At 64.5% G+C, this 25851-nt stretch carries 14 protein-coding genes and 1 pseudogene; 8 read left to right on the top strand and 7 right to left on the bottom strand.

The window, feature by feature from the left end:
- A partial coding sequence (locus tag F0Q45_RS12150) for a type I polyketide synthase (RefSeq protein WP_149654194.1) occupies positions 1-5553 on the top strand: 5553 nt, incomplete at its 5' end.
- 100 nt (positions 5554-5653) lie between these two features.
- Positions 5654-5773: pseudogene (locus F0Q45_RS12145) on the top strand (Tex-like N-terminal domain-containing protein); the annotation flags it as partial.
- A 224-nt stretch (positions 5774-5997) separates the two neighbouring features.
- Here the strand turns inward: F0Q45_RS12145 and F0Q45_RS12140 are convergent.
- The 6 genes from F0Q45_RS12140 to sdhC form a co-directional block, all read right to left on the bottom strand.
- A complete protein-coding gene (locus F0Q45_RS12140; protein ID WP_149654193.1) occupies positions 5998-6228 on the bottom strand; it encodes an MbtH family protein in 231 nt (76 codons plus the stop codon).
- A 479-nt stretch (positions 6229-6707) separates the two neighbouring features.
- Positions 6708-8495: a PucR family transcriptional regulator gene (locus tag F0Q45_RS12135; protein ID WP_149654192.1), complete on the bottom strand. Its 1788-nt coding sequence runs from the start codon at positions 8493-8495 to the stop codon at positions 6708-6710.
- Between the two features lie 1259 nt (positions 8496-9754).
- Positions 9755-10555 (bottom strand): succinate dehydrogenase iron-sulfur subunit, encoded by an 801-nt coding sequence (locus F0Q45_RS12130; protein ID WP_149654191.1) that lies wholly within the window; start codon positions 10553-10555, stop codon positions 9755-9757.
- Complete coding sequence (gene sdhA, locus F0Q45_RS12125; protein ID WP_149654197.1) at positions 10555-12345, bottom strand: succinate dehydrogenase flavoprotein subunit; 1791 nt, start codon at positions 12343-12345, stop codon at positions 10555-10557. Before sdhA ends, F0Q45_RS12130 begins: the two co-directional genes overlap by 1 nt.
- A 95-nt stretch (positions 12346-12440) precedes the next feature.
- Positions 12441-12896: a succinate dehydrogenase hydrophobic membrane anchor subunit gene (locus F0Q45_RS12120; RefSeq protein WP_149654190.1), complete on the bottom strand. Its 456-nt coding sequence runs from the start codon at positions 12894-12896 to the stop codon at positions 12441-12443.
- Positions 12893-13282 carry a succinate dehydrogenase, cytochrome b556 subunit gene (sdhC, locus tag F0Q45_RS12115; RefSeq protein WP_149654189.1) on the bottom strand — a complete coding sequence of 130 codons (390 nt, stop codon included), beginning with the start codon at positions 13280-13282 and terminating at the stop codon, positions 12893-12895. Before sdhC ends, F0Q45_RS12120 begins: the two co-directional genes overlap by 4 nt.
- 218 nt (positions 13283-13500) lie before the next feature.
- On the opposite strand from sdhC, the gene F0Q45_RS12110 reads away from it, so the two are divergent.
- From F0Q45_RS12110 to F0Q45_RS12095, 4 genes are all read left to right on the top strand, one after another.
- A complete protein-coding gene (locus F0Q45_RS12110; protein ID WP_149654188.1) occupies positions 13501-13899 on the top strand; it encodes a cytidine deaminase in 399 nt (132 codons plus the stop codon).
- Entirely contained in the window at positions 13896-15182 is a 1287-nt protein-coding gene (locus F0Q45_RS12105; RefSeq protein ID WP_149654187.1) for a thymidine phosphorylase, read from the top strand. The genes F0Q45_RS12110 and F0Q45_RS12105 overlap by 4 nt, the downstream gene beginning before the upstream one ends.
- On the top strand, positions 15179-16267 hold the full coding sequence (locus F0Q45_RS12100; protein WP_149654186.1) for an adenosine deaminase: 1089 nt from the start codon (positions 15179-15181) through the stop codon (positions 16265-16267). The genes F0Q45_RS12105 and F0Q45_RS12100 overlap by 4 nt, the downstream gene beginning before the upstream one ends.
- Positions 16268-16405: 138 nt before the next feature.
- Positions 16406-17320: an alpha/beta fold hydrolase gene (locus F0Q45_RS12095; RefSeq protein ID WP_262490966.1), complete on the top strand. Its 915-nt coding sequence runs from the start codon at positions 16406-16408 to the stop codon at positions 17318-17320.
- 66 nt (positions 17321-17386) lie between these two features.
- On the opposite strand, the gene F0Q45_RS12090 is transcribed toward F0Q45_RS12095, so the two are convergent.
- Complete coding sequence (locus tag F0Q45_RS12090; RefSeq protein WP_149654185.1) at positions 17387-20641, bottom strand: helix-turn-helix transcriptional regulator; 3255 nt, start codon at positions 20639-20641, stop codon at positions 17387-17389.
- Positions 20642-21149: 508 nt separating this feature from the next.
- Between F0Q45_RS12090 and F0Q45_RS12085 the strand changes: the two genes are divergently transcribed.
- Entirely contained in the window at positions 21150-21560 is a 411-nt protein-coding gene (locus tag F0Q45_RS12085) for a 6-carboxytetrahydropterin synthase (RefSeq protein ID WP_223163902.1), read from the top strand.
- An 814-nt stretch (positions 21561-22374) separates the two neighbouring features.
- The gene (locus tag F0Q45_RS12080; RefSeq protein ID WP_149654184.1) at positions 22375-25491 is read left to right on the top strand and encodes a protein kinase domain-containing protein; all 3117 of its coding nucleotides are present in this window, start codon (positions 22375-22377) and stop codon (positions 25489-25491) included.
- Positions 25492-25851: the final 360 nt, after the last annotated feature.

The raw sequence follows: 25851 nt of genomic DNA, 5'->3' as shown, positions 1-25851 counted from the left end.
CAGCAGCGGGTAATCAGGGCGGCATTGGCCGCGGCCGGTTTGACGCCACGCGATGTGGATGTGGTCGAAGCGCACGGCACGGGGACCGTGTTGGGTGACCCGATTGAGGCCCAAGCGTTGCTGGCGACCTATGGGCAGGACCGGGATGAGCCGTTGTGGGTAGGGTCGGTGAAGTCGAATATGGGTCACACCCAGGCTGCCGCGGGAGTCGCGGGGGTGATCAAGACGGTGCTGGCGATGCGGCACGGCGTAATGCCCAAGACCCTGCACGTGGACGTGCCCAACCCGCACGTGAATTGGTCGTCGGGTGCGGTCGAGGTGCTGACGGCAACCCGTGACTGGCCACAAAAGGCGGGTCGCGCCCGTCGGGCCGGGGTGTCGTCGTTCGGGATCAGCGGTACCAATGCCCACCTGATCGTCGAGCAGCCACCGGTAGTGAACCCGCAAGACCAGCGGTATGTTTCCCGCAAGGACTGGCCCGTCGTGCCGTGGGTGGTATCGGCCACGTCGGCCGAGGCTCTGGCGGCGCAGGCACATCGGTTGGCTGAGTTCGTGGCGGCCGATGACGGCTTGCAACCGATGGACGTGGGGGTGTCGTTGGCGGCGCGGTCGACCTTTGCGCATCGTGCGGTGGTGGTGGGTAAGGACCGGACCGAGCTGTTGGCGGGCCTGAACGGGTTGGCCGCCGGTGCGCCCGGCACGGGTGCGGTGGTTGGGCGGGCCCGGTCGGTGGGTAAGGCGGTGATGGTGTTCCCCGGTCAGGGAGCGCAATGGCTGGGCATGGGAGCGGAGTTGCTCGCGTCTGCACCGGTGTTCGCCGAGCACATGCGGGCGTGCCACGAGGCGTTGGCCGAGTTCGTGGAATGGTCACTGCTGGATGTGATCCGCCAGAGTCCGGGCGCGCCCGAGTTAGATCGGGTTGATGTGGTGCAGCCGGCGTTATGGGCGGTGATGGTGTCGTTGGCGCGGCTGTGGGAGTCGGTGGGAGTCAAACCCGCTGCCGTAGTGGGGCATTCGCAGGGTGAGATCGCTGCCGCCTGCGTGGCCGGCGTGCTGTCGTTGCGAGACGCCGCAGCGGTGGTGGCGTTACGCAGTCAATTGCTGGTGAAGTTGGCCGGCACCGGCGCGATGGTGTCGCTGGCCTGCGGCGTGCAGCGCGCACAGGAGTTGATTGCCGGGTTCGGGGATAGGGTCAGCATTGCCGCGGTGAACGGTGTTTCGGCGGTGGTGGTCGCCGGTGCGGTGGATGCGGTTGCGGAGTTGATGCTCGGCTGCGAGGCCGAAGGGATTCGGAGCCGCCGGGTCGAGGTGGACTATGCGTCGCATTCGGCGCAAGTGGATGTGGTGGGCGAGGCGTTGGTGGCAGGTTTGTCAGAGATCTCGCCGCGGCCAACCGATATCACCTTTGTTTCCACGGTGACTGGTGCCCCGGTAGCGGGAACGGGGCTGGACGGACGGTATTGGTATCGCAACTTGCGCGAGCCGGTGCTGCTGGATCAGGCGGTGCGTTGGTGCGCGGAGCAGGGATACGGGACGTTCGTTGAGGTGAGTCCGCACCCGACGCTGGGAGCTGGGATCGAGGAGATCGTCGGTGACGCCGCAGTCGTGGTGCCCACCCTGGGGCGCGACGAGGGCGGGCTGCGGCGGTTCTGGCTGTCGGTAAGCGCGGCATTTGTGGGCGGCGTAGGGATCGATTGGTCGGAGGTGTTTGCCGGGGGCGGGGGCCTGCGGGTGGAGTTGCCGACGTATGCCTTTGCTCGGCAGCGGTTTTGGCTGACGCCGGCGGCCAGTGCCGCCAAGGCGGGCAGCCTGGGATTGGGTGAGACAGGTCATGGGTTGCTGGCCGCGGTAATCGAGCAGCCCCACTCGGGCGGCGTGGTGTTGACCGGGCGGTTGTCGATGTCGACCCAGCCGTGGTTGGCCGATCACGTGGTCGCTGGGGCGGTGTTGTTCGCCGGAGCGGGATTCGTCGAGCTGGCGATTCGAGCCGGTGACGAGGTGGGGTGCGGGTTGGTGGAGGAGTTGCTGTTGACGGCGCCGCTGGTGTTGCCCGGGGCGGCCGCGGTCGTAGTGCACGTGGTGGTGGGCGCGGCCGATGACTCCGGCAGACGTGCGGTGGCGGTGTATTCGCGCCCGGAAGGGTCGACGGGTTCGTGGGTGCTGCACGCCCAGGGCGCACTGACTCAGCGGTCCGCGCAACCGGGGGGAGATTTATCGGTGTGGCCGCCGGCCGATGCTCAACAGATCAATGTCGAAGGGCTTTACCCGCAGTTGGCCTGCCGCGGCTACGAGTATGGACACTCCTTTCAGGGAGTGCAGTCGTTGTGGCGCCGCGGGCGGGAGGTGTTCGCCGAGCTGGCGGCGCCCGAGGGTCTTGATGTGGCCGGGATGGGCATCCATCCGGTCATGCTGGACGCGGCGATGCAGGCGTGGCTCGCCGCGGACGACTCGGTCACGGACAGTACGACCGTGATGTTGCCGTTTTGTTGGCAGCATGTGTCTTTGTACGGTGCGGGCGCCGCGCGGCTACGTGCCCGCATCACTGCTACCCGGGAGGACGCCCTGGCGGTTGAGCTGGCTGATTCGGCGGGGTTGCCGGTGTTGACGGTGGGTTCGGTGCTTGCCCGTCCGGCGAGTGTGGCCCAGCTGCGAGCGGGGATTGCTGCGGCTGCAGATCCAACGGCCCAGGCCGTGTTAGAGCTCGGATGGTCGCCAGTACCGTTGGACCTCGATACCGTTGAGCGCCGCGCAATCAAGTGGGATGACTTCGCTAACTCCGCCGAGGGCGCGCCCGACGACGCGGTGGTGTTGTGGCGGTGGACATCTGGTGATGCCGGGGTGGTCGACTCGGTGTATGCAGCCACACACGCTGTGCTGGCGGTGTTGCAGGCTTGGCTAGCCGTTGACCGGGCCGGTGTGTTGGTGGTGCACACCTCCGGGGCGGTGGCAGTAGCAGGCGAGGCCACCACCGATCTGGCCGCGGCGGCGGTGTGGGGATTGGTGCGTTCGGCCCAGGCAGAGTATCCCGGACGAGTGGTGCTTGTCGATGCCGACGCGGCAGCGGATGTGGCGGCACTGGCCACTTTGGGCGAGCCTCAGGTGGCGCTGCGAGCTGGAAAGGCTTATGCGGCACGGCTATGTCAGCCTGAAAAAGCGTTAGACCTACCCGATTCAGATGCGGGATGGCGGTTGGGTATTACCGACGGCGGGACGTTCGAGGATGTCGTGCTGGAACGGTGCCCGCCGCTGAGTGCGCCGTTGCTGGCCGGCCAGGTCCGGGTAGCGATGAAGTTCGCGGGAGTCAACTTCCGGGATGTCTGCATAGCGTTGGGGATGTATCCCGGAGAGGCCGGGCCCGGTGGTGAGGGTGCCGGCGTCGTCGTCGAGGTCGGCCCTGGGGTCACCACACTGACCGTTGGCGATGCGGTGATGGGGTTGCTGGGCAGGAGCTCGCAGGCCGCAGTCGATCATCGGTTGTTGGTCAAGATCCCGTCGGGATGGTCACACGCCCAAGCCGCGGCGGTGCCCGTGGTGTTTCTTACCGCCTGGTATGGCTTCGCCGATTTGGCCGGGCTACGTCCCGGTGAGTCGGTGTTGGTGCATACCGCTACCGGTGGAGTGGGCATGGCCGCGGTGCAGCTGGCCCGGCTATGGGGAGCCGAAGTGTTCGTCACTGCCAGCCGTGGCAAATGGGACACGTTGCGTGCGATGGGTTTCGACGACGATCATATCTCCGATTCGCGCACCCTGGACTTCGAGGACAAGTTCTCAGCGGCCACCGGCGGTCGCGGATTCGATGTGGTGCTGCACTCGCTGGCCGGAGATTTCACCGACGCCTCGCTGCGGCTGACGGCCCAAGGGGGTCGCTTTCTCGAGATGGGCAAGACCGATCTCCGCAGCCCAGAAGAGATCGCCGAAAACTATCCCGGCATCAAATATTGCGCGTTTCACGTGCTCGACTCCGGACCGCAGCGAATTGGCGAGATGCTGGCCGAACTCCGGGCACTGTTCGAGACCCAGCAGTTGCATGCGCTGCCGGTGCGGAGTCGCGATATCCGTTGTGTGCGTGAGGCGTATCGGTTTCTCAGCCAAGCCCGCCATACCGGCAAGGTGGTGCTGGCAGCACCCCAGGTATTACCCGAGACTTTGGCCGCCGGCACAGTGTTGATCACCGGAGGTACCGGGATGGTGGGTGCGGTGCTGGCCCGTCATGTGGTGAGCCGCTACGGGGTACGGCATCTGGTGTTGGTCAGTCGGCAGGGCGAGCACGCGCCGGGGGCGCGGCAACTCGTGGCCGAGTTGGCCGAACTCGGTGCCCAGTCGCGGTTGGCCGCTTGCGATGTCGCCGATCCCGACGCGGTGGTGCAATTGCTCCGGCAGGTTCGGGATCAGTACCCACCATTGACCGGGGTCATCCATGCGGCTGGAACACTCGACGACGCCGCGATCGCATCGCTGACCCCGGATCGGGTGGATACGGTGTTGCGGTCCAAGGTCGACGGTGCCTGGAATCTGCATCAGGCCACCCGGGAGCTGGGACTTGCGATGTTCGTGCTGTGTTCGTCGCTCGCCGGCGTGGTGGGTGCCCAAGGTCAGGGCAACTACGCGGCGGCGAACGCATTCTTGGATGCACTGACGTCCGCACGGCATGCTGGCGGACTAGCGGGGGTGTCGCTGCAGTGGGGACTGTGGGAGCAGGCAAGCGCGATGACTGGGCATCTGCGCGATAGCGACGTTGCCCGCCTGAGCCGCGGCGGGCTGACGCCGCTGACCTGTGAGCAAGCTGTCGACTTATTCGATGCGGCAATAATTTTGGACCACCCCACCGTGGTCGCCGCCAGCCTCGACTACAAAGCGCTGGCCAATCCCGCCGGCGGGGCGCACTTACCGCCGCTGTTCGACGAGCTGGTCCGTCGGCCGCTACGGCGAACCGTCGACAATGCCGAAATAACGTCGGAATCCGCACTGGCTCAACGCCTGCGCGAACTCAGCCCCGATCAGCAACATCAGCTACTGGTAGACGTTGTGTGTACCCAGATCGCGTTGGTACTTGGCCAGTCCGGCCCGCACGACGTCCACCCCGATACCACCTTCCAAGACCTCGGTTTTGACTCGCTGACCGCGGTGGAATTGCGCAACCGGCTGAAATCAGCTACCGGACTAAGCTTTTCGCCCACGCTAATATTCGACTACACAACCCCCGCCGCCCTGGGCGCTCATCTCAACCAAAAACTCGGTCTCAGCGATGGCCCCAAAGCCGACGATAGCGGCGCAACGGATCTCGACCCCGACGACGAATCGGTGCGTTCCATTCTCGGCATTATCCCGATCAGTGATCTCCGGGATGCGGACCTGCTCGACAAGTTATTGCTGCTGGCCGAAAACACCAAAGCGAAATCGGATCGAAGGGATCGCGAAGAAGAGAACCACCATCCGGATCAAAAGGAGCTTGAGCGAATCATCGACTCATCGAGCCCGGAAGAATTGATTGCGATCGCACTCGGGGGGCCCGCCGGCGAGCCGGTCGAAACGAATGGTTCACACTGCGCGTGATCTGACTGGTTGGGGATGCCCGCAGCGGTGCGCCCACTGGTGTCGGGTTAGCGAAACGTGGCCTTCCGGCAAGGCACTGCGCGTGCATCCAGACGCCACCATGAAACCCGTAACCGCCCGTCTTGCTGAGGAACTGGAGGTAGGTCCGGCCCAGGTGGCCGCCGCGGTCCGCTTGCTCGACGAAGGCGCAACCGTCCCGTTCATCGTCCGCTACCGCCAGAGCAGTCCACCCGCCCGGCGCCACCGCACGACGGGCGGCGACCCCCTACCGTCCCACCCATAACCAAAACCGACAGCACCGCTCAACGTCCCGCATCGACACACTCGGGCCACCGTCAAATTTCTAGACGGATTGCTGGTCGCGGCCGGAAAACTCAACCGCACTGCAACTTGATCGGCGAGACGTGTGAGCAGCGGCTGGCGGTCGGACTTCCCAGCGGCGGCTCATGCCTCGACTGTCCGATGCTGCGCCAGCTTCTCGCGCAAACTCTTCGGCCGAATGTCGGTCCAATTCTCGTCGATGTAATTGAGGCACGCATCGCGCTGGGCCTCGCCGTAAACCACCCGCCAGCCGTCCGGAACCTCGGCAAAAGTTGGCCAAAGGCTGTGCTGCTCTTCGTCGTTGATCAGGACGAAGAAGCTGCCATTGTCGTCATCAAACGGGTTTTGGCTCATTGGGCATTGCCACCTTCCGCTAGGTCATCTCTTACTTACAGGTTCTTGAAGCAGCCGTGGCTTGGCCAGGGCCGCACGACAACCTCGGTTCGCTGTCGACGATCTGACGCATAAACCTCGTGCATTGGTTTCGTCGATGGGGTTCGGCGATCCGATCGTCTACAGTGAATTCTTCGATGCGCCAGATAAGGTTATCTTCAGCATCCTCCAGGTGCCACGCACACAATAGCCAGGGTTCCCGTCCATAACACAGCAGTGTGCACAGCCATCGGCCAGTTCCCGGCGACGCCGGCAGCGGGGGAGTTGGTGGTTCTGGTGGCCCCGGTGGGGTCAGTACGAACGGTCGCAACCCCGGCCCGCTGGCACGTCGGGCGGTCCGGGCGCTGCCGGTCAACCCGGGAATGCTGGCAACAACGGCTAACGCCACCGGCCCACGACGGTCGGCCCACACTCGGCCGGTACTTCGACTGCGGCATCCGTTAGGTGTTCACTTGAAGCGGCAAATCGGTCGAGCCGGCCACACGTACAGCGTTGGGATGGGTGCCCACTTTGGCGGGATGCGTGTCGGTCGCGATTGGGCCGAATGTGGCTTCTTGATGAGCGATGGTGCGGGCTCGCGCGAGCATACTGAGCCTAATTGCCAGCCAGATAGTGAATTGGTTCTCTGGTTCTCGGATGTCGAGATCGATAATGCGCGTAATGCGGTCGAGTTTGGCCAGCATCGTGTTGCGGTGCACGTTGAGAGCGCGGGCGGCTAGGCAGACGTTGCCGCCGTGGGTGAGGTAGCCGGTTACGGTTTCCAAGAGATTGGGGCCCGATCGCAACGGCTCAACGAACTGTTGGATGAGCTGTTGGCCGTGTTCGGTATCAGCGAGTTCGGCCAGCACGGTGAAGCTGCGCAAGTCGTGATAGGAGGTGGCCCCGGTACGGCCGAGCTGGCGGGCGATGCCCAAGGTGATGCGGGCCTGGCGGTAACTGTTGCAAATTTTTCGGGCACCGTGGGCCGCGCGCCCGTAGGTTACGGCCACCGCAGCTCCGCATCGTTGCTCCAACGCTTCGCACATTGCTTGGGCGAATTCCCTCATCGCACCCTCTTGCGCTGCGTCATCAGCGTGGCGTAGGGAGCGCAGGACGACGATGACGTCGCCGATGACGGTTGCGTCGGCACGCAGCGATGGCTGTGCGCCAATGCTGGCGGCGTAGCGGGCTAGTCGCAGCATTCCGGCCGCTGGATTGTGCGCCGGCTGCGGCATCACGCCGTGGGCGACGAACACCCCATACGACGAATTGACGTCGAGCTCGTGGTGGTCAGCACGGGTCTGCAGTTCGTGGTCGCTGGCGAAAGAGCCATGCACCAGTGCTTCGATGAAGTCACCGCGGGCCCGCTCTTCGGCTTCGTCCACGCTGTGTTGGCGCAGCATCTCTGACCCGATGATGGCCGCGGCCTGCTCGGCGAGGACGCGATGCAAAGCGAGGTTGCGCGCGCCCAAGATGGTCAGCGGTATCAGGATCGCCAGCCAGCCCTGGGCGGTCTTACCGAGATTGACCTGGCCGGCAATGCATGTCCATACGCTGCCATCTGGACCGGCTACCCGATCTAACCTGCTGTGATGCTTCGCCGAACGTTGTGCTGCGGGCACACCGGTTGCCAATGCTCGCGGAACCGACTTCGACAGCGCGTCGAGGTCGTGGGCGCCGAGTCCGCTGTGGGCAACCAGATCTCCCTGAGCGTTGAGGACCATTGCCGGGTTGCGGGCGAGATGGCAAACCTCGCGGGTCAGGATCTGCAAGCCGGCTCCGCGGTGGAAGAGCTCCGCTAACGAAGCCCGTACCTGCATCGCGTAGCGCATCACGTGCAGCTCGTGGTTTAGGGTGCGCTCCGCCAGCAGGCGATTCAACGGGCCGAAACCTATGCGTGTGGCCATCTCAATGACCACGAGTTCCTTGGGTAGCTCGGATTGCGCCAGGGTGGACGGTGTCGGGCCATCCACTAAAAGTGCGGCTGCGCCTGCGGTGGCTGGCGGGCTAAGCGCCGCGCGGCCGGCAAGCAAAGCCTCTGGGCGCGCGTATAACGCAACCGCGTCCAGCGGTTCTGACCAGGTTGGCACTTCAGCTAGCGGCAGCAGCCACGTCAACTCTCGGTCGAGCCGGTCGACACCCACTAGCACGCGGGCGCCAGAGATCAGCGGTTCGTCAAGCAGTTCGCGAATCGTCAATCCTCGAGTATCGATCGAAGCCGCGGGATAGTGGGTGATCGGGGCGGACATGACCTATCCTCCTCTGCGCTGCCGATTGTGGCGTCATGGGCGCCGGTTAAAGCTGGTCTTCAACAAAGAAGCATTGCTGCAATCGCAATCTGCTCACGAGCTGTGCGGTGGGCACGTCGCAAACGTTGAGCGGCCTTTTTCGGCGCCCGTGCGTGCCGCGTGAAATAACTCATCGTTTCTGGTAAGCCGCGATGAGTGAACCTCTCGCCGCGGAGTGGTGTATTCGCGCTAATGGAATCCTTTCTGATGTTGATGACGAACGCGCTCTAATGAATGTCGCCATCGAAATGAGCGCGACAACCGTCGAGTGACCAGCGCGGCACTACCAATGATTACCGATCGGTCTCGCATCATAAGGGCCAACCCGACGCCCGCTTCGCGCAGCGGCGTTAAGCCGCTGCAGTCGCGGTATTCTGTGCGACGTGAGGCAGACACCTGGTGTGCTCCGTCGCGTTGCTGATAAAAGGTTGGCCAGCAAGAAGGTAACGCCCGTGTCGCCGTTGAGCAAGTCAATGCTTGCCCGGTGGGGCAGCTGTCGAGGAAATGCTGACATTTGGATTTGACCACCGTCTCGGTTTCAGACCAATTTCCGCTCAATTAATCGGTAGCGGCGACGTTACGAGCTGCCTTGCCCGGCTGCAAGTGTTAAAACTGACTAAATGGCTGTGAATTTCCTGAGGGCGACGCGCTGACTTGCCAATACGACACACTTGTAGTCAGGAAGGATTAAATCGCTGGGGTAGCTAAAAGTTAATAGAGCAGCCAAAATAAGCCTCCGGTTGAGGCAGCTGCTTGACACACATTTTTTCTATTGTAGAAATGCGTGCGGTGACGTGATCGCGCCTTTTTAAGTGTGCGTGTAGGGGGCTAGCCAGGTCCGGCTCACCGGTGCCAAGTCTCAGGCTGGACAGTGGCTATTGCGACAGGGGGGCGATCCGGACCGGCGTGCTGGTCGACACCAGCGACGCGGGCGCGCGCTCGCAGCGCCAGCGCGCGTTCGGTGCGCAGCATCTCGCGGCCGGGTAGGTCGGTGGATGTGCATGTCGGTGGAGGCGCTCACATCACTCCTTCCATAGTTGACGAGTGCCACTATAGGCTATTGGTGACAATTATCAACTTTGAAGTGAGATGTGACGAGCGTTGCCTCAATTAGTCGGGTGTCCGGGGTGGATGTGGCAGCAATCGCGCCGGACCGGACCCGGCGAGCCGCCGCCGGCTGGGATGAGGTGGCGTCGCGCGAGTGAGACTTGTGGCCGCGCTCAGCGCGAAAACAGCAACGCGCGCTTGACTTCTTGGATGGCCTTGGTCACCTCGATGCCCCGCGGGCAGGCTTCGGTGCAGTTGAACGTCGTTCGGCAGCGCCAGACCCCGTCGACCTCGTTGAGGATGTCGAGCCGCTCGGCGGCCGCTTCGTCGCGGCTGTCAAAGATGAAGCGGTGCGCGTTGACAATCGCCGCCGGCCCGAAGTAGCTGCCCTCGTGCCAGAACACCGGGCAGCTGGTGGTGCAGGCCGCGCACAAGATGCACTTGGTGGTGTCGTCGTAGCGGGCGCGATCGGTGGGGCTTTGGATCCGCTCCCGGGTAGGCGGGTTACCGGTGGTGATCAGGTAGGGCTTGACCGCGCGGTAGGCGTCAAAGAACGGCTCCATATCGACCACCAGGTCTTTTTCCACCGGCAGCCCGCGTATCGCTTCAACAGTAATGGTGAGCTGCTTGCCCGGCTTTTTGGGCAGTAGGTCTCGCATCAGCACCTTGCAGGCCAGTCGGTTCACCCCGTTGATCCGCATGGCGTCCGACCCGCATACCCCGTGGCCACAGGACCGCCGGAAGGTCAGCGTCCCGTCGAGGTAGCCCTTGATGTAGGTGAGCAGGTTGATCAACCGATCGCTGGGCAGGCAGGGCACCCGGAAGCTCTGCCAGCCGCCGGTTTCGGCGTACCGGTCCGGGTCGTCGGGGTTGAACCGGGCGATCTTGACCGTCACCAGCACCGCGCCCTCGGGCACCGGCGGCAGTGCTTTTTCTGGCGGGTCCAAAACATCGCCCGCAGACTCAACGCTCATCAGTACTTCCGTTCCTTGGGTTCGTAGCGGGTCTGCACGACGGGTTTGAAGTCCAGCCGGATGTCGCTGAGCAGGTCGGTGCCTTCCTTATCGGCCCCAATTTCCTTATCGGCCCCAATTTCCTTATAGGCCATGGTGTGGCGCATGTAGTTGACGTCGTCACGGTTGGGGTAGTCTTCGCGGGCATGCCCGCCGCGGGACTCTTTGCGATTCAACGCGCCAACCACGGTGACCTCGGCCAGCTCCAGCAAAAAGCCCAACTCGATGGCTTCCAGCAGGTCGCTGTTGAAGCGTTTTCCTTTGTCCTGCACCTTGATTCGGGAATAGCGCTCCTTGAGCGCATGGATGTCGGTGAGCGCCTGCTTCAGGGTCTCCTCGGTGCGGAACACCGCGGCATTGTGGTCCATGGTCAGTTGCAGTGCACCGCGGATGTCAGCGACTCGCTCGTTGCCGTGGTCGGAGAGGATATCGCTGACCCAGCCCACCACCATCGCCGCTGGGTCTGATGGCAGCTCGACGAAGTCGTGACCACGCGCGTAGTTCGCCGCGGCGATGCCGGCCCGCCGCCCGAAGACGTTGATATCCAGCAGCGAGTTGGTGCCCAGCCGGTTGGCGCCGTGCACCGACACACACGCGCACTCGCCGGCCGCATACAGGCCGGGGACGGTGTGGGTGTTGTCCCGTAGCACCTGCCCGGTGACGGTGGTGGGGATGCCGCCCATCACGTAGTGGCAGGTCGGGTAGACCGGGACCAGCTCGTGCACCGGGTCCACACCCAGATAGGTGCGGGCGAACTCGGTGATGTCGGGCAGCTTGGCCTCCAGCACGTCCTCGCCGAGGTGGCGCACGTCGATGTAGACGTAGTCCTTGTGCGGTCCGGCGCCGCGGCCCTCCAGGACTTCCAACACCATGGAACGAGCGACGATGTCGCGCGGTGCCAGGTCGACGATCGTGGGAGCGTAGCGCTCCATGAAGCGCTCGCCCTCGCCGTTGAGCAGCCGGCCGCCTTCCCCGCGCACTGCTTCGGAAATCAGGATGCCCAGACCAGCCAGACCGGTCGGATGGAACTGGTGAAACTCCATGTCCTCCAAAGGAAGTCCCTTGCGGAACACGATGCCGATGCCGTCGCCGGTCAGGGTGAGCGCGTTGGAGGTGGTCTTGTACATCCGCCCCGAGCCGCCGGTCGCGATGACGACGGCTTTGGCGTGGAAGACATGGATATCGCCTGTCGCCAATTCGTAGGCCACCACCCCGGTGGCCACCGGGCCACTGGGAGTCTGGGTGAGGGCCAAGTCGAGGGCGTAGAACTCGTTGAAGAATTGCACGTCGTGTTTGACGCAGTTTTGGTACAGCGTTTGCAGAATCATGTGGCCGGTGCGGTCGGCGGCGTAGCACGCGCGGCGCACCGGGGCCTTGCCGTGGTCACGGGTGTGCCCGCCGAAGCGGCGCTGGTCGATGCGGCCTTCGGGGGTGCGGTTGAATGGCATCCCCATTTTCTCCAGGTCGAGCACCGCGTCGATGGCTTCCCGGCACATAATCTCTACGGCGTCCTGGTCGGCGAGATAGTCGCCGCCCTTGACGGTGTCGAAGGTGTGCCACTCCCAGTTGTCGTCTTCGACGTTGGCCAACGCGGCGCACATGCCGCCTTGCGCCGCGCCGGTGTGGCTACGGGTGGGATACAGCTTGGTCAGCACCGCGGTACGAACGCGCGGACCGGCCTCGACCGCGGCCCGCATGCCGGCACCGCCCGCGCCGACGATCACCACGTCGTATCGGTGTTGCTGGATCACCGCCGCCGCCGCCGATGCAGTGGCGGCGCCGCCCGCCGCGAAGCGGCGAGGGGGACGAAGCGATGGCGTGGGGGTGGCGAAAACATGTGCGCCTTTCACGAGATGTTCGGGTCGAAGGTCAGCAGCACATAGCTGCCCAGCACCAGCGTGAACACCATCGACAGCGCCAGCAGCGAGTTCAGCCAGAACCGGGTGGAATTCTTGCGGCTGTAGTCGTCGATGATGACGCGCAAACCGTTGCCGCCGTGCAACTGTGCCAGCCACAGCAGCAGCAGGTCCCAGATCTGCCAAAACGGGGAGTGCCAGCGCTGGGCCACATAGTTGAAGTCGATGCGATAGACCCCGTCGTCCCACATTAGCCCGACGAACAGGTGCCCCAGGGCCAAGAACACCAGCACCACGCCGGAGAACCGCATGAACAGCCAGGCGAACTTCTCGAAGTTGGGTATGCCCGCGCGGCGCCGCGGGGACCGCGGATTGTCCAGGCTGGCGGGCCGGTCGAAGCTGCGCTGCAGCACCGGCGCGCGGGTGCCCAGATCGGGGGGGCTCATCGCAAGTGCTCCACCATGTGCATGCCCAACACCACCGCTGCGGGCACCAGGATCAGCAGCCAGACGATCGCCACCGCCCCCAGCATCAGCCGCTGATAGCGCGGGCCCTGCGACCAGAAGTCGATCAAGATGATCCGGATCCCGTTGAGGGCGTGGAAGGACACCGCGACCACCAAACCCAATTCCATGGTGCCCACAATCGGGTTCTTGTAGGTCTGCATCACTGAGTCGTAGGCCTGGGGGCTCACCCGCACCAGGGCGGTGTCCAGGACGTGGACGAACAGGAAGAAGAAAATCGTCGCGCCGGTGATGCGATGCAGCACCCACGACCACATGCCGGGATCCCCCCGATACAGGGTCCGGGGTGGCCGCCGTTTGCGTGACATCCCGCGCTTTGCTTCAAGCAATGCCGGATTAGCGGTTGTCGCCTTCGTATTCAGCCGTGCTCACCCCTTAGCTACCGCCGTCGAACAGCACTTTGCCGGGCAATCGAGCTTAACTTGGCCGGGTTGGCTGCGGTACCGAACAGCCCGATCAGGGTGCTGTGTCGCCTAGCGAGCTAGGGTGGCTTACCGGGTTGATCCGTTGACGAGCGGGGTTGCAAATGCCTGAAGCCGATTGGAAGATGCTGCGGGACAAGGCAATTCAGACCGCAGTGCGGGCGTATGCGCCATATTCGAGGTTTCCAGTGGGTGCGGCTGCGCTGGTGGACGACGGCCGGGTGGTCACCGGCTGCAACGTGGAGAACGTCTCCTATGGCCTGGGCCTATGTGCCGAATGCGGCGTGGTGTGCGCCCTGCACGCCACCGGTGGCGGCCGGCTGGTCGCGCTGGCCTGCGTCGACGGGGCCGGGGCTGCGTTGCTGCCCTGCGGGCGGTGTCGTCAGCTGTTGCTGGAACATGGCGGCCCCGACCTATTGATCGATCATCCGGCCGGGCCTCGTCGGCTCGGCGAGTTGCTGCCCGAGCCCTTTTGCGCCGATCTGACCAGAGAACCATCATGACCGGCGCCGAGTTCGACGCGCCGACGGTAATCCGCATCAAACGCGACGGTGGCCGGTTGTCTGACGCCGCGATCGACTGGGTGATCGAGGCCTATACCGACGGCCGCGTTGCCCCCGAGCAAATGTCGGCGCTGTTGATGGCGATCGTGTGGCGCGGCATGGATGCGGGCGAGACTGCCAGGTGGACCTCGGCGATGCTGACCTCGGGTGCGCGGCTAGATTTCCGCGGTCTGCCGCTGCAAACAGTGGATAAGCACTCCACCGGTGGGGTCGGCGACAAGATCACGCTGCCGTTGGTGCCCGTCGTCGTTGCCTGCGGCGGCGCCGTGCCGCAAGCCTCAGGCCGCGGACTCGGCCACACCGGCGGAACTCTGGACAAGCTGGATTCCATCTTCGGGTTCAGCGCTAACCTGTCCAACCAGCAAGTGCGCCAACAACTGTGCGACGTTGGTGCGGCCATTTTCGCCGCCGGCGAGCTGGCGCCGGCCGACGCCAAGCTCTATGCGCTGCGCGACATCACCGGCACCGTCGAATCGCTGCCGTTGATCGCCAGCTCGATCATGAGCAAGAAGTTGGCCGAGGGTGCCGGCGCGCTGGTGCTCGACGTGAAGGTAGGCTCCGGGGCCTTCATGAAATCCGAGGCGCAGGCCCGCGAGTTGGCGCACACCATGGTGAACCTCGGGGTGGCGCATGGCGTTCCCACCCGCGCGCTGCTGACCGACATGAACTGCCCACTGGGTGTGACCGTCGGCAATGCGCTGGAGGTGGCTGAAGCGCTGGAGGTGCTGGCCGGCGGCGGACCACCCGATGTGGTGGAGCTGACGCTGCGGCTGGCCACCGAGATGCTGGAGCTGGCCGGGATAGGCGGCCGCGACCCGGCTCAGACGTTGCGCGACGGCACTGCGATGGACCGGTTTCGCCGGCTGGTCGCCGCGCAGGGCGGTGATTTGTCGAAGCCGTTGCCGATCGGGAGGTGTACGGAAACCGTGACGGCTGGCCGGGGCGGGAGCATGGGCGACATCGACGCAATGGCAGTGGGGTTGGCGGCGTGGCGGCTCGGTGCGGGCAGATCCCGGCCGGGCGCACGAGTCCAACACGGTGCGGGCATCAAGATCCATCGCCGCCCGGGCGAGCCGGTGGTGGCCGGCGAGCCGCTGTTCACTCTGTACACCGAGACGCCGGAGCGCTTCGACGCGGCGTTGGCGGTGCTGGAGGGTGGTTACCGTATCGGGGATATTGAGCCAGTGGCACGCCCGCTGATCATTGATTGGATTACCCGATGACCACTGCGCTGACTCTGGAGATGATCCGGCAGGCGCCCAAGGCCCTGCTGCACGACCATCTCGACGGCGGGCTACGGCCGGAAACCGTGCTGGACATCGCCGGGCAGATCGGATACGACGGGTTGCCTGCCGCCGACGTCGACGCCTTGGCGACGTGGTTTCGCACCCGTTCGCACAGCGGATCGCTGGAGCGCTACCTGGAGCCGTTTTCGCACACGGTGGCGGTGATGCAGACACCTGAGGCGCTGTATCGGGTCGCCTACGAGTGCGTGGAAGACCTGGCCGCCGATGCGGTGGTGTATGCCGAGGTGCGCTTTGCCCCGGAGTTGCACATCAACCGTGGGCTGTCGTTTGACGCGGTCGTCGATGCGGTGCTGACCGGGTTCGCTGCCGGAGAGCAGGCTTGTGCCGCCGCGGGCCGACCGATCACGGTGCGCTGCCTGGTTACCGCGATGCGGCACGCCGCCATGTCCAGGGAGATCGCCGAGTTGGCAATTCGCTTCCGCGACAAGGGTGTAGTCGGCTTCGACATCGCCGGCGCCGAAGCCGGCTACCCGCCGACACGGCACCTGGACGCCTTCGAATACATGCGAGACAACAACGCGCGCTTCACCATTCACGCTGGTGAGGCGTTTGGGCTGCCGTCCATCCACGAGGCGATCGCCTTCTGCGGCGCCGACCGGCTGGGTCACGGGGTGCGCATCGTCGATGATATCGAAGTCGGCCCCGACGGCCGGGTCCGGCTCGGCAGGTTGGCATCGATCTTGCGGGACAAGCGAATTCCGTTGGAGCTGTGTCCGAGCTCGAACGTGCAGACCGGCGCAGTGGCCAGCATCGCCGCGCACCCGTTCGATCTGTTGGCCCGTGCCCGCTTTCGGGTCACCGTCAACACCGACAACCGGTTGATGAGCGATACCTCAATGAGTCTGGAAATGCAGCGGCTGGTGCAGGCGTTCGGCTACGGCTGGAGCGACCTGGAGCGCTTCACCATCAATGCGATGAAATCGGCGTTCATCCCGTTCGACGAGCGGCTGGCGATTATCGACGAGGTGATCAAGCCGCGATACGCGGTGCTGGTCGGGTAGCGCGTGAAAAGCTGCTCAGCATACTATCGTTCGTGTGCTCCTCAATCGTGCCACCGCCGCGGGCATAGCGGATGGCGACCTCGACGTCGGCTACCGCCTCTCGCCACGTGGCCGGGCACCCCTAAAAGCCCTCGGCTGATGCAGTTGCTGCCGGAAAACATTCGCGCCGACGAGGCAAGCATGGTCATGTTGCGTGATGGCCGGTTACTTGCCTACCTGGAATGGGGCGACCCTAACGGCTATCCCGCCTTCTACTTTCACGGCACACCGAGCTCGCGGCTGGAGGGCGCTTTTGCTGACGGCGCCGCACGGCGCCATGGATTTCGACTGATTGCGGTTGATCGCCCCGGATTCGGACGCTCAACTTTCCAGGAGGGACGCAGATTTCGGGATTGGCCACTTGATGTCTGCACGCTGGCTGACGCGCTGCGGCTGGACGAATTCGGTGTGGTCGGGCATTCGGGGGCAGGGCCACACCTGTTCGCTTGTGGCGCTGTGATTTCGCCAGCCCGACTGGCGTTTATCGGCGCCCTGGGGCCGTGGGGGCCGCTGACGACCCAGGATACCGTCGGTGGCCTCAATGCCCTTGACCGTCTCTATGCGAGGCTGGCGCACCGCGGCCCCCGACTGTTCGCCGCATCGTTTGCTCCGCTCGGGTGGTGCGCAAGATATTCGCCCCGGATTTTCTCCAGGGTGGTGATGGCTTCAGTCCCCGCCGCCGACCGGTACCGGCTACGCGACGAGCTCTTCGCCCGGCACTTCCACGCGATCGAACTCGAGGCGTTTCGGCAGGGCAGCCGCGGCGCTGCCTATGAGTCGTATCTCGCCTACCGGCCGTGGGATGTCGATCTGGCCGAGGTGGCCGTTCCCTCCCATATCTGGCTGGGCGACCAGGACACCTTCGTGCCACGCGCCATGGGCCAATACCTTCAGAGCGCCATTCCGAACGTCGATCTGCACTGGGCCGCCGGCAAGGGCCACTTCAACATCGAAGACTGGGACTCCATCTTGACCGCGTGTGCCGCGGACGTCGACCGGCGGCAACGTCGATAGCACCGGACGCGCGTGCTTTCTCACCCGACTTTCCTCGCGGCGGCCGAAACCGACTCGCCTGATTACTCAATGCCGCGCCGCCTCCTGAGCGAGTTGCACGCGGGAGTTCAGGTCGAGCTTGGTGTACACGTGGGTGAGGTGAGTCTGTACGGTGCGCGGCGAAACGAACAGCCGCGCGGCAATGTCTTTGTTCGAAAGGCCCTCGCCGACCAGGTTTACCACTTCCAGTTCGGCCGGCGTCAGCGACGCCCAACCACTTGTTGCCCGTCTGCGCTCACCACGACCGCGCTGCACGTAGGCGATTGCCTCTTCGGTGGTCAGCGCGGCGCCTTCGGTCCATGCGCTGTCAAACTCTTTCTCGCTTAACGCGTTACGCAGTGCAGTCACCGAGTTTTCGTAGCTTGAGTCGTAGATCTTGAACCGCACCGCGCCCATGCGCTGCCGCATCGCGTCCGCCGCGGCGTAGAAGCGGGTGGCCTCGAGGTGGCTGGACTGCTCGGTCGCCAGGCCAGCCAGGCAGTCGAGAGTGTCGGGGACGCAATTCTGGGCGCCGGCTGCAACGGCAGCGGCGAGTGCATCGTGGGCATCACGCTCAGCTTGCTCCGGCTCACCCTGTGCGATTGCCACCCGCGCGCGGCTAGTCAGCGCCAGCGCCAAGTGCCATCCCGCCAGCACCGAGGCGGCCTCGTCGGCACAGCGCCGGGCGCCCATGACGTCGCCGCTAGCCAGCGAGATGCGGGCCTTAGCGGGGCGCAGGTAGTTCGCCGTGTGTGGTTGGACGCGCAAGTTCTGCCAAGCCTTCTTGCTCGCGGCGCGTGCAGCGTCAATATCGCCGCCGGCCACCGCAGCTATGGCCAACGTCGCGTAGCCGAGCCCCAAAAAGTACTCGCTACCTTCTTCGGCAAGGTTCAGTGTCACCTCGCCTGCGGCGCGAGCGGCGCTCACCTCACCTCGGTAGGCGTGGGCGTCGCCCAGGCCCTTCTGGATCAGCGGTGTGAGGACATCAGCGTCAGCATCCTGTGCCTGTTGTACCAGCTCGCCGAAGTGTGCGACCGCTCCGGCCAGGTCCCCCTGCCACAGCTGGGCAAACGCTAGGCTCAAACGGCACCGACGGGCGCCGAACCGGTCCCCGATCGCCTCCGCCACCTCGAGTCCCTCGGTGCCGGCAGCGCGTGCGGTGATCGTGTCGCCCGCGACGAGAGCGGCGTTACCCTGCCAGCTCAAGATTTGGCTGAGCCGCCAACGATCACCCAAGGATCTGGCGATGCCGGCCGCCTCAGTGAAGTATTTGCGAACCGCATCAGGTTGATAGCTGAATCCGGCGGTCAAACCACAGGCGGTCAATGCCTGCGCCAACAAGGCCGGGTCATCGACCTTCCGGGCGACGGCCAGCGCTTCCTGGGCCTGATGAAGGCTGCTCTGGTCGGTAATGAACATATCGAGCACGGCCTTGTCGGCCAGCGCCCGCGCCCGCACCGCGTCGCTCACCTCCGCCGCGAGCGCGTGCTGCTCGGCGAGAATGGTCTGGAACCAGCTGCGCCCTTCTCGGATGCGGCCCCGGCTGAGCCACAGCGGCTGCAGCGAGGAAGTCAGCGTCAACGCGCACTCCACATCGGAGTATTCGCGGCAGCATAGGAATGCGACGCGCAGGTTGTCGAGCTCGATCTCGGCCTCGTCGAGAAGCCGCTGGTAGTCGGTGCGCCCAGGGCTATCGAGCAGGGCGGCCAACGCCAGGTAATGGTCGCAGTAACGCTTGCGGACGGTGTCGGTTTCAGCTGCCTCGTGCAGCCGTTCCATCGCATACTGGCCCACTCCCTCAAGCCGCCGATACCGCGTCCGGCCCTGCGTGCTATCCGCCCACACCAGCGATTTGTCAACCAGCGATGTCAGCTCGTCCAGCACTTGGTGCCGCGGCAAGTCACCGAAGCCGGCCACCGCTTCGGCCGCGGCCAGGTCGAACCCCCCGACAAAAACTCCAAGTCGGCGCAGCAGGATCCGCTCCGGCTCGTTCAGCAACCCGTAGGACCAGTCCAGTGATGCTCGCAGCGTTTGGTGGCGGCGCGGCGCTGTGCGGGCACCGCCAGTGAGCAGCCGGATCCGGTCATCAAGCCCGGCGATGATCTCAGATAGCGACAAAGACCGCACCCGCGCGGCCGCGAGTTCGAGGGCCAGCGGCATGCCGTCTAACCCGCGGCAGATCTGGCTCACCAGGGCGGCGTTGCCGTCGTCGATCACGAAGTCGGGCCGGGCCAGGCGAGCACGGTCGGCGAAAAAGGCGATCGCGTCGTCCAACGACAGTGACGGCACCCGCCAGGTCACCTCGCCGGCGACCTTGATCGGCTCGCGGCTGGTGGCCAACAGGGTCACGCCGGGGCAGCTCTGCAGCAGGGCATTGACTTGTGTCGCGCCCACGTCAAGCAGGTGCTCGCAAGTGTCCAAGACGATCAGCATCTCCCGCTCGGCGAGGTAGCGCAGCACGGTATCTGCGGTGGATCGCCCCAGCTGATCCGACAACCCCAGCGCCCGAGCCACCAAGATCGGCGCCATATCGGGATCGGTAATCGGCTCCAGATCGACGTAGCACACGCCGTCGGGGAAACCTGACGTCAATCGCATCGCCACTTGTACGGCCAACCGGCTCTTGCCGAAGCCGCCCGCACCGATGAGGGTAACCAGCCGGTTGTCGGTAACCAACCGCACTACCTCTGCCATCTCCAGCTCACGACCCACGAAATTGGTGAGCTGGATCGGAAGATTATGTACTGCAACCGCTTTCGGCTTGTGAAGCGGAGGGAAGTCGTTATGCAGCTGTGGGTGGCACAACTGCGCCACACGTTCCGGGCGTGAGCGATTGCGCAGCGGCTGAGTTCCCACGTCGATCAGCCAGGCAGCTGCCGGCAGCTCGTCGCTGACGATGTCACTGGTGGTGGCCGACAACAGCGTTTGGCCGCCGTGTGCTAGGTCACGCAGTGCCGCTGTGCGGCTGATGGTTGGGCCGGCGTAGCTGGTGTCATCGCGCAGCTGCACGTCACCGGTGTGTATGCCGATGCGCAGCCGAACCGGCGCTAGCCCCGCAAGCTGCAACCGCAGCGCGGCCGCGACCGCGTCAGCCGCGCGCCCGAAGGCGACCACGACGCTGTCGCCTTCGCCGTGCTCGACCGGACGAACCCCGCCGTGAGCAGCAACGGCATCAGCAAGCGTCTGCTCCAGCAGCGCGAATGCGGCAGCCATCTCGGCGGGCTGCGTCTGCCACAGCCGCGTCGCCTCTTCAATGTCGGCCAACAGCAGCGTCACGGTACCGGTAAGCAGCAATTCGCTCACGCTCCAGTCCCATGCCACATGTGGCGCACATTGGGTCAGTCTGGCTTATGACAGCTGCGGGCTGCAAATCTCAGCGAAATTGCGTAGGTGCCGCGCGGGCGACTCGCGAACGTACGACCCCCCCACGGCAGATTTACGCGCTCCAGCCGATAAGCGCGGGTGCGCCATATAGGACAGTCGAGATGTCCAGATTTCGACGAATAACATGAAGGGAAGCTGACGGTGAATCACCGCGTGAAATCCACTTCTAACCGTGGCCTCACAGAGGAGCGTGGCGCCCTCTCGCCCGATCACCGGAGTGGTTCGAACTCGCGCCGCTACGCCCCGAAGCGTTACGCGTTCCTCGAGGACGCCTGCATGGCACGCGCGGTGTATCGGCTCTGACCGCCGCCCTGTCCTCTGAGCGCGGGGGTACGCCCGCCCGGGCTGGCACCACTCGCGCCTTAGTAGGTCGATTTCGGAAATCTTCTGTAACAACTGCTCGACCGTTGACCAGCAAGGAAGGCCGATGCCCGAGGTCGTAGTCATGCGTGACGTCTCCTTCAGCGCATCTCACCGGCTACACTCACCGGCTCTCACTGACGCCGAGAACGTTCACATATTCGGAAAGTGCAACAACGCCAACGGCCACGGACACAACTATTTGCTCAGAGTAGCCCTGAAGGGTGAGCTCGACCCGGTTACGGGGATGGTCAGCAACCTGACCAAACTAGCCGATCTGATCGATCGGACGATCAAAGTGCATTTCGATCACACCCACCTCAATCTCGACACCGACCTGTTCAAGGACCGAGTCCCTACCTCAGAGAACATTGCGATCGTGTGCTGGGAGCTGCTGCGCTCGACCAGCATTGGGGACATGCTGCACTACGTAGAGGTGCAGGAGACGAGCAAGAACCGAGTCAGGTTCGCCGGATGACGTCGTCCACGCGGATAGTTGCAGCTTCAGCGTATCCGCACGCACCTCTAGCTCTCGGCGCGGTCGGCGGATCCCGCACTCAATCGCTCGTCCGGCGGTCACCCATGAGTACTGCGAGCTATTCAGCCACTGTTGCGGCGCCGCGGTATTGAGCGCAAGCCGCAGCCGCGGGGCCCGGATCGGTATCGGCATCCCAACCGAGGCAACGGCTTCCTCGCTCACCTCGCGGTTGATCGCATAGCCGAACTCGCTGCACCTGCCGATCGGATGCGGGGCTGTGCGTTCCAGTTTCTCGTCCGGAAGTAGTTGCCGCAGTCCGGGTTCGGATAGGCGGGCTGATCGGATTTACCGGCGCCACAGCCGTTGCCGGCGCCGGCGGCAGTGGCGGCAACGGCGGAAATGCTGTCGGCGCAACCGGCAGCAGGGGCCACCGCGCGCTCGGCCGACCCGCCACCACCACGTCGTAGACCGCGAGTGCTGAGCGATCGCGGCCCGAGGGACCCGGTTCGTTGACGGTCGCACCGCTCATGCACCGGCCCGAGCAGGCGCAACGGGCGGCCCCCCTTCAGCCTCAGCGGTGCTGCGCGTCGCTACGCGACGGGCCCGCGGTCCGCCCTGGACCCCGGAGCCGCTAGGGCCCGCACCGCGTAGCGGCACGGGCAGGACCGAAGCCCACGCCCAAGCGCACGGCGCTCACAACCAGGTTCCGACAAGACAAGTCTCTGCGGTTTGCAGGATTGCGACAGCCGTCGCATGAGTGCGAAAGTTGAGACGCTGGTAGCTGGGCGTGGGTAATGTCGGCGCAGGAGGTGCGATGACGGATACCGATGCAGGCGGGCGGCCAGCCAACCTCGCCGCGACGGCCAATGAGTCGTATGAGGTGCATCGTCATCCGCGTGGGGCGCACCGTGATTTGTTGAGTGCCAGGGGCGCTGCGGGTGAGTCAGCGGGGATGACCACCGGGGACGTGGTGGCGGAGTTAGCTGCACTGGGGTTCGTCGGCGCGTGTGAGGTGGGCCGGGGCGGGTATGGGGTGGTGTATCGGTGTGTGCAGGCTGAGTTGGGCCGGGTGGTGGCAGTCAAGACGTTGACCGCCAATGTGGGGGAATGGGGAGCGCGGTTTCTGCAGGAGGAGCTGGCGATGGCCCGACTGACTGCGCATCCCAATATTGTGCCGGTGTTGCAGGTGGGGCGAACCGCTAGTGGTCTGCCGTTTTTGGCGATGCCGTTTTGTGGGCGCGGCTGCGTGCAGCAGCGGATCGAGCGGTTTGGGGTGTTGGCGGTCGAGGAGGTATTGCGGATTGGGGTGAAGATAGCGGGGGCGTTGGAGTCGGCACATGGGGTGTCCGTGGTGCATCGGGACGTCAAGCCAGCCAACGTGTTGCTGACTGATTATGATGAGCCGGCGCTGTGTGATTTCGGAATCGCGCATACGGAGGCGGGACATCAGACCGCGCCCGGGGTGTTCATCGGGTCACCTGCCTATACCGCTCCGGAATTGTTAGCTGGTGAGCCGCCGAGTGCCGCGTCAGATGTTTATTCGTTAGGGGCCAGTCTGTTTACCGGGTTGACAGGTCATGCGGCGTTCGAGCGGCGCGGCGCTGAGCAGATGGTGGCGCAGTTCCTCCGGATTGCTAGCGAGCCGATCCCGGACTTGCGTGATCACAACGTCCCCGCCGATGTGGCGGCTGTGGTCAATGCGGCGATGGCCCGCGAGCCCGGAGCTCGCCCCTCGGCGCTGGAGCTGGGTGAAATGATCCAGCAGGCCCAAGCCGATCATGGCCTTGTTGTCGATGCGATGGTGCTGCCTGGTGCCGACAGTGAGGTGCGAAGCCGGTCCGCGCGGCGCGGGCCGACGGGGGCCCGATCAGGGGCAGAACGCCACGGCTCGGCCCGGGTGCCGGTGCTGCCATCCGGGCTGGTCGGGCGCCGCGACGAGCTGGCGCGGTTGCGGGAGTCGTTGTACGGCTCGCGGCTGGTGACAGTGACAGGGATGGGTGGGGTCGGCAAAACCACGCTCGCGACCGCCGCTGCTGGCCAGTTGCGCGCCGAGTTCTTGGATCAGGTGTGGCTGGTCGAGCTGGCCGAGCTGCGCGACGGCGCAATGCTGAGTGAAGTGGTCATTGCCGCCCTCGGGCTGTGCGATCAAACCGGCGCGCCTCCAGCCGACGTGCTCGTTGATTTCCTCGGTCACGGTATGACGCTGCTGGTGCTCGATAACTGTGAGCAGATCATCGACGCCGCGGCCAGGCTGGTCGACACCTTGCTGCACCAGTGCCCGCAGCTGCACATTCTGGCTACCAGCCGCGAAGTCCTTGATGTCGACGGGGAATCCGTCCTACCGTTGATGCCGCTCGCAGTGCCCGAACCCGATACCGACTTCACGCTGTGCGGGTTGGCCCGCTACGGCGCGGTGGAGTTATTTCTTGCGCGCGCCCGTGCCGCGGTCCCCGATTTCTGCCTTACCCACGCGAATGCGGCGGCGGTGGCTCGGGTGTGCGCGCGCCTAGACGGCTTGCCGTTGGCAATTGAGCTGGCGGCCGCCCGGCTGCGCGCGTTGTCCATCGAGCAGATCGCCGACGGCCTGACTGACCGCTATCGGCTACTCAGCCGTGGCCATCGCGGTGCGCCCACCCGTCAGCAAAACCTCCTCAGCTGTGTGGCTTGGAGCCATGACCTGTGCACCCCGCCCGAGCAACACCTGTGGGCAACACTGTCGGTCTTCGCCGGCAGTTTTGATCTACTCGCCGCCCGCCACCTGAGCGCCGCCAGTTGGATCGACGAGCAGTGCTTGGATGTGATGTGCACACTGGTCGATAAATCCATCCTGATCCGCACCGAGAAGGACGGCCAAGTTCGGTTCCGACTGCTCGACACCCTGCGCGACTACGGCCGCACCCACCTCACCGATACCGAACTCCACCAACTGCGGCATCGCCACGCCGACTATTACCACCGCCTGTCGACGCAAGCGATCAGCGATTGGTTTGGTCCCCGCCAAATCGAATGGCTCAATCGCCTCGCCGCCGAAATGCCTAACCTGCGCGAAGCACTGCAATTCTGTATCACCTACGACCCCAACGCCGCGCTGGAATTGGCCGTCTATATGCGCCGGGTCTGGATTACGCGCGGAATGTTTAGCGAAGGGTACCGCTGGCTGAATCTCGCGTTGAGTGCGGCACCGCCCACACCGAGTCCCCAACGCATCCGAGCGTTGGCAGACTTTGCGGAGTTCGCAGCTTTTCGCGGCAATTTGTCCGAGGCGACGGCACTAGTCGCGGAAGCGCGCCTTCTTTTCGAATCGATGCCCGATCGAAGAGAAATCCCTGTTCTCGAATCTACCGAAGGCCATATGGCGATGATAAACGGGGATTTTGAACGCGCACGAGAGTGTCTTAGGCGTGCTGCGTCGCAAACCGAAAATCTTGAAGTGCAATGTTGCGCACTGTTGATGCTGGGTTGGGACGCTCTCTTTTGGGGCGATGTCGATAATGCGTCAGACTGGTTCGAGAGGGCCCTTGGCGTGTCCGAATCCCACGGTGAATCGATCCAGCGTACATATGCGTTGGTGTGCACCGGAATTGGTTCATGGCGGCGTGGCGAGTACCACCGCGGCGAGCAACTGCTCCGACAAGGCCTTGAAATATGTCGGGCACTCAATGATCGGTGGATGGCCGCACAGTATTTTGAGGCGCTGGCATGGTGCGCTGGATCTGCCGAGGACTTCCGGCGTGCCGTCGTTTTGATGGCAGCGGCCAACGTGGTGAGCCCCGCGACCGGATTTCCATTGATGGCACTGTTTTCAGGACTTCACGACGAGTGCGAACAGCGCTCCCGCGACGGGCTCGACGGCGCGGAATTCGAAGCGGCTTGGAACCGAGGCAGCACACTGAGCTTTCACCAGGCGGTCGTGGTCGCCATGGGCGAATGATGACAACCAACTTCTCGGAACCGAAGGCGGTCCCGGGCAAACCTGGCCACCAACCGGCTTGCGGGGAGCTCTGATCCGGGCGGTTCCGTATCACGCATGAGAAGGGCGTTTCGCCGCGCTCGACCGCCTCGCGGTACGTGGTGTGTGTCACGAGGGGCCCACCTCCAGAGAAGAACCGCGATGGCCGCAAAATCCGTGTGGCAAAACGACGCCGAAACAACTCTATGAACTCCGCCGAGGACGATATGACACAGCCAGGGGCTGACGGCGTTGCGTGAGCTGGGAATGCCGTCGGTCGTCCCGCCGGCTCGATCGGTCACGCCGAGACGGTGTCGCTGGCCGCGGTGGCGACGCCACGGG

It is taken from the genome of Mycobacterium simiae (genome assembly GCF_008370645.1).
Classification (GTDB): Bacteria; Actinomycetota; Actinomycetes; order Mycobacteriales; family Mycobacteriaceae; genus Mycobacterium; species Mycobacterium simiae_A.
Note: the sequence above shows the minus strand (reverse complement) of the source record. Positions and strands in the feature narration are given on the sequence as shown.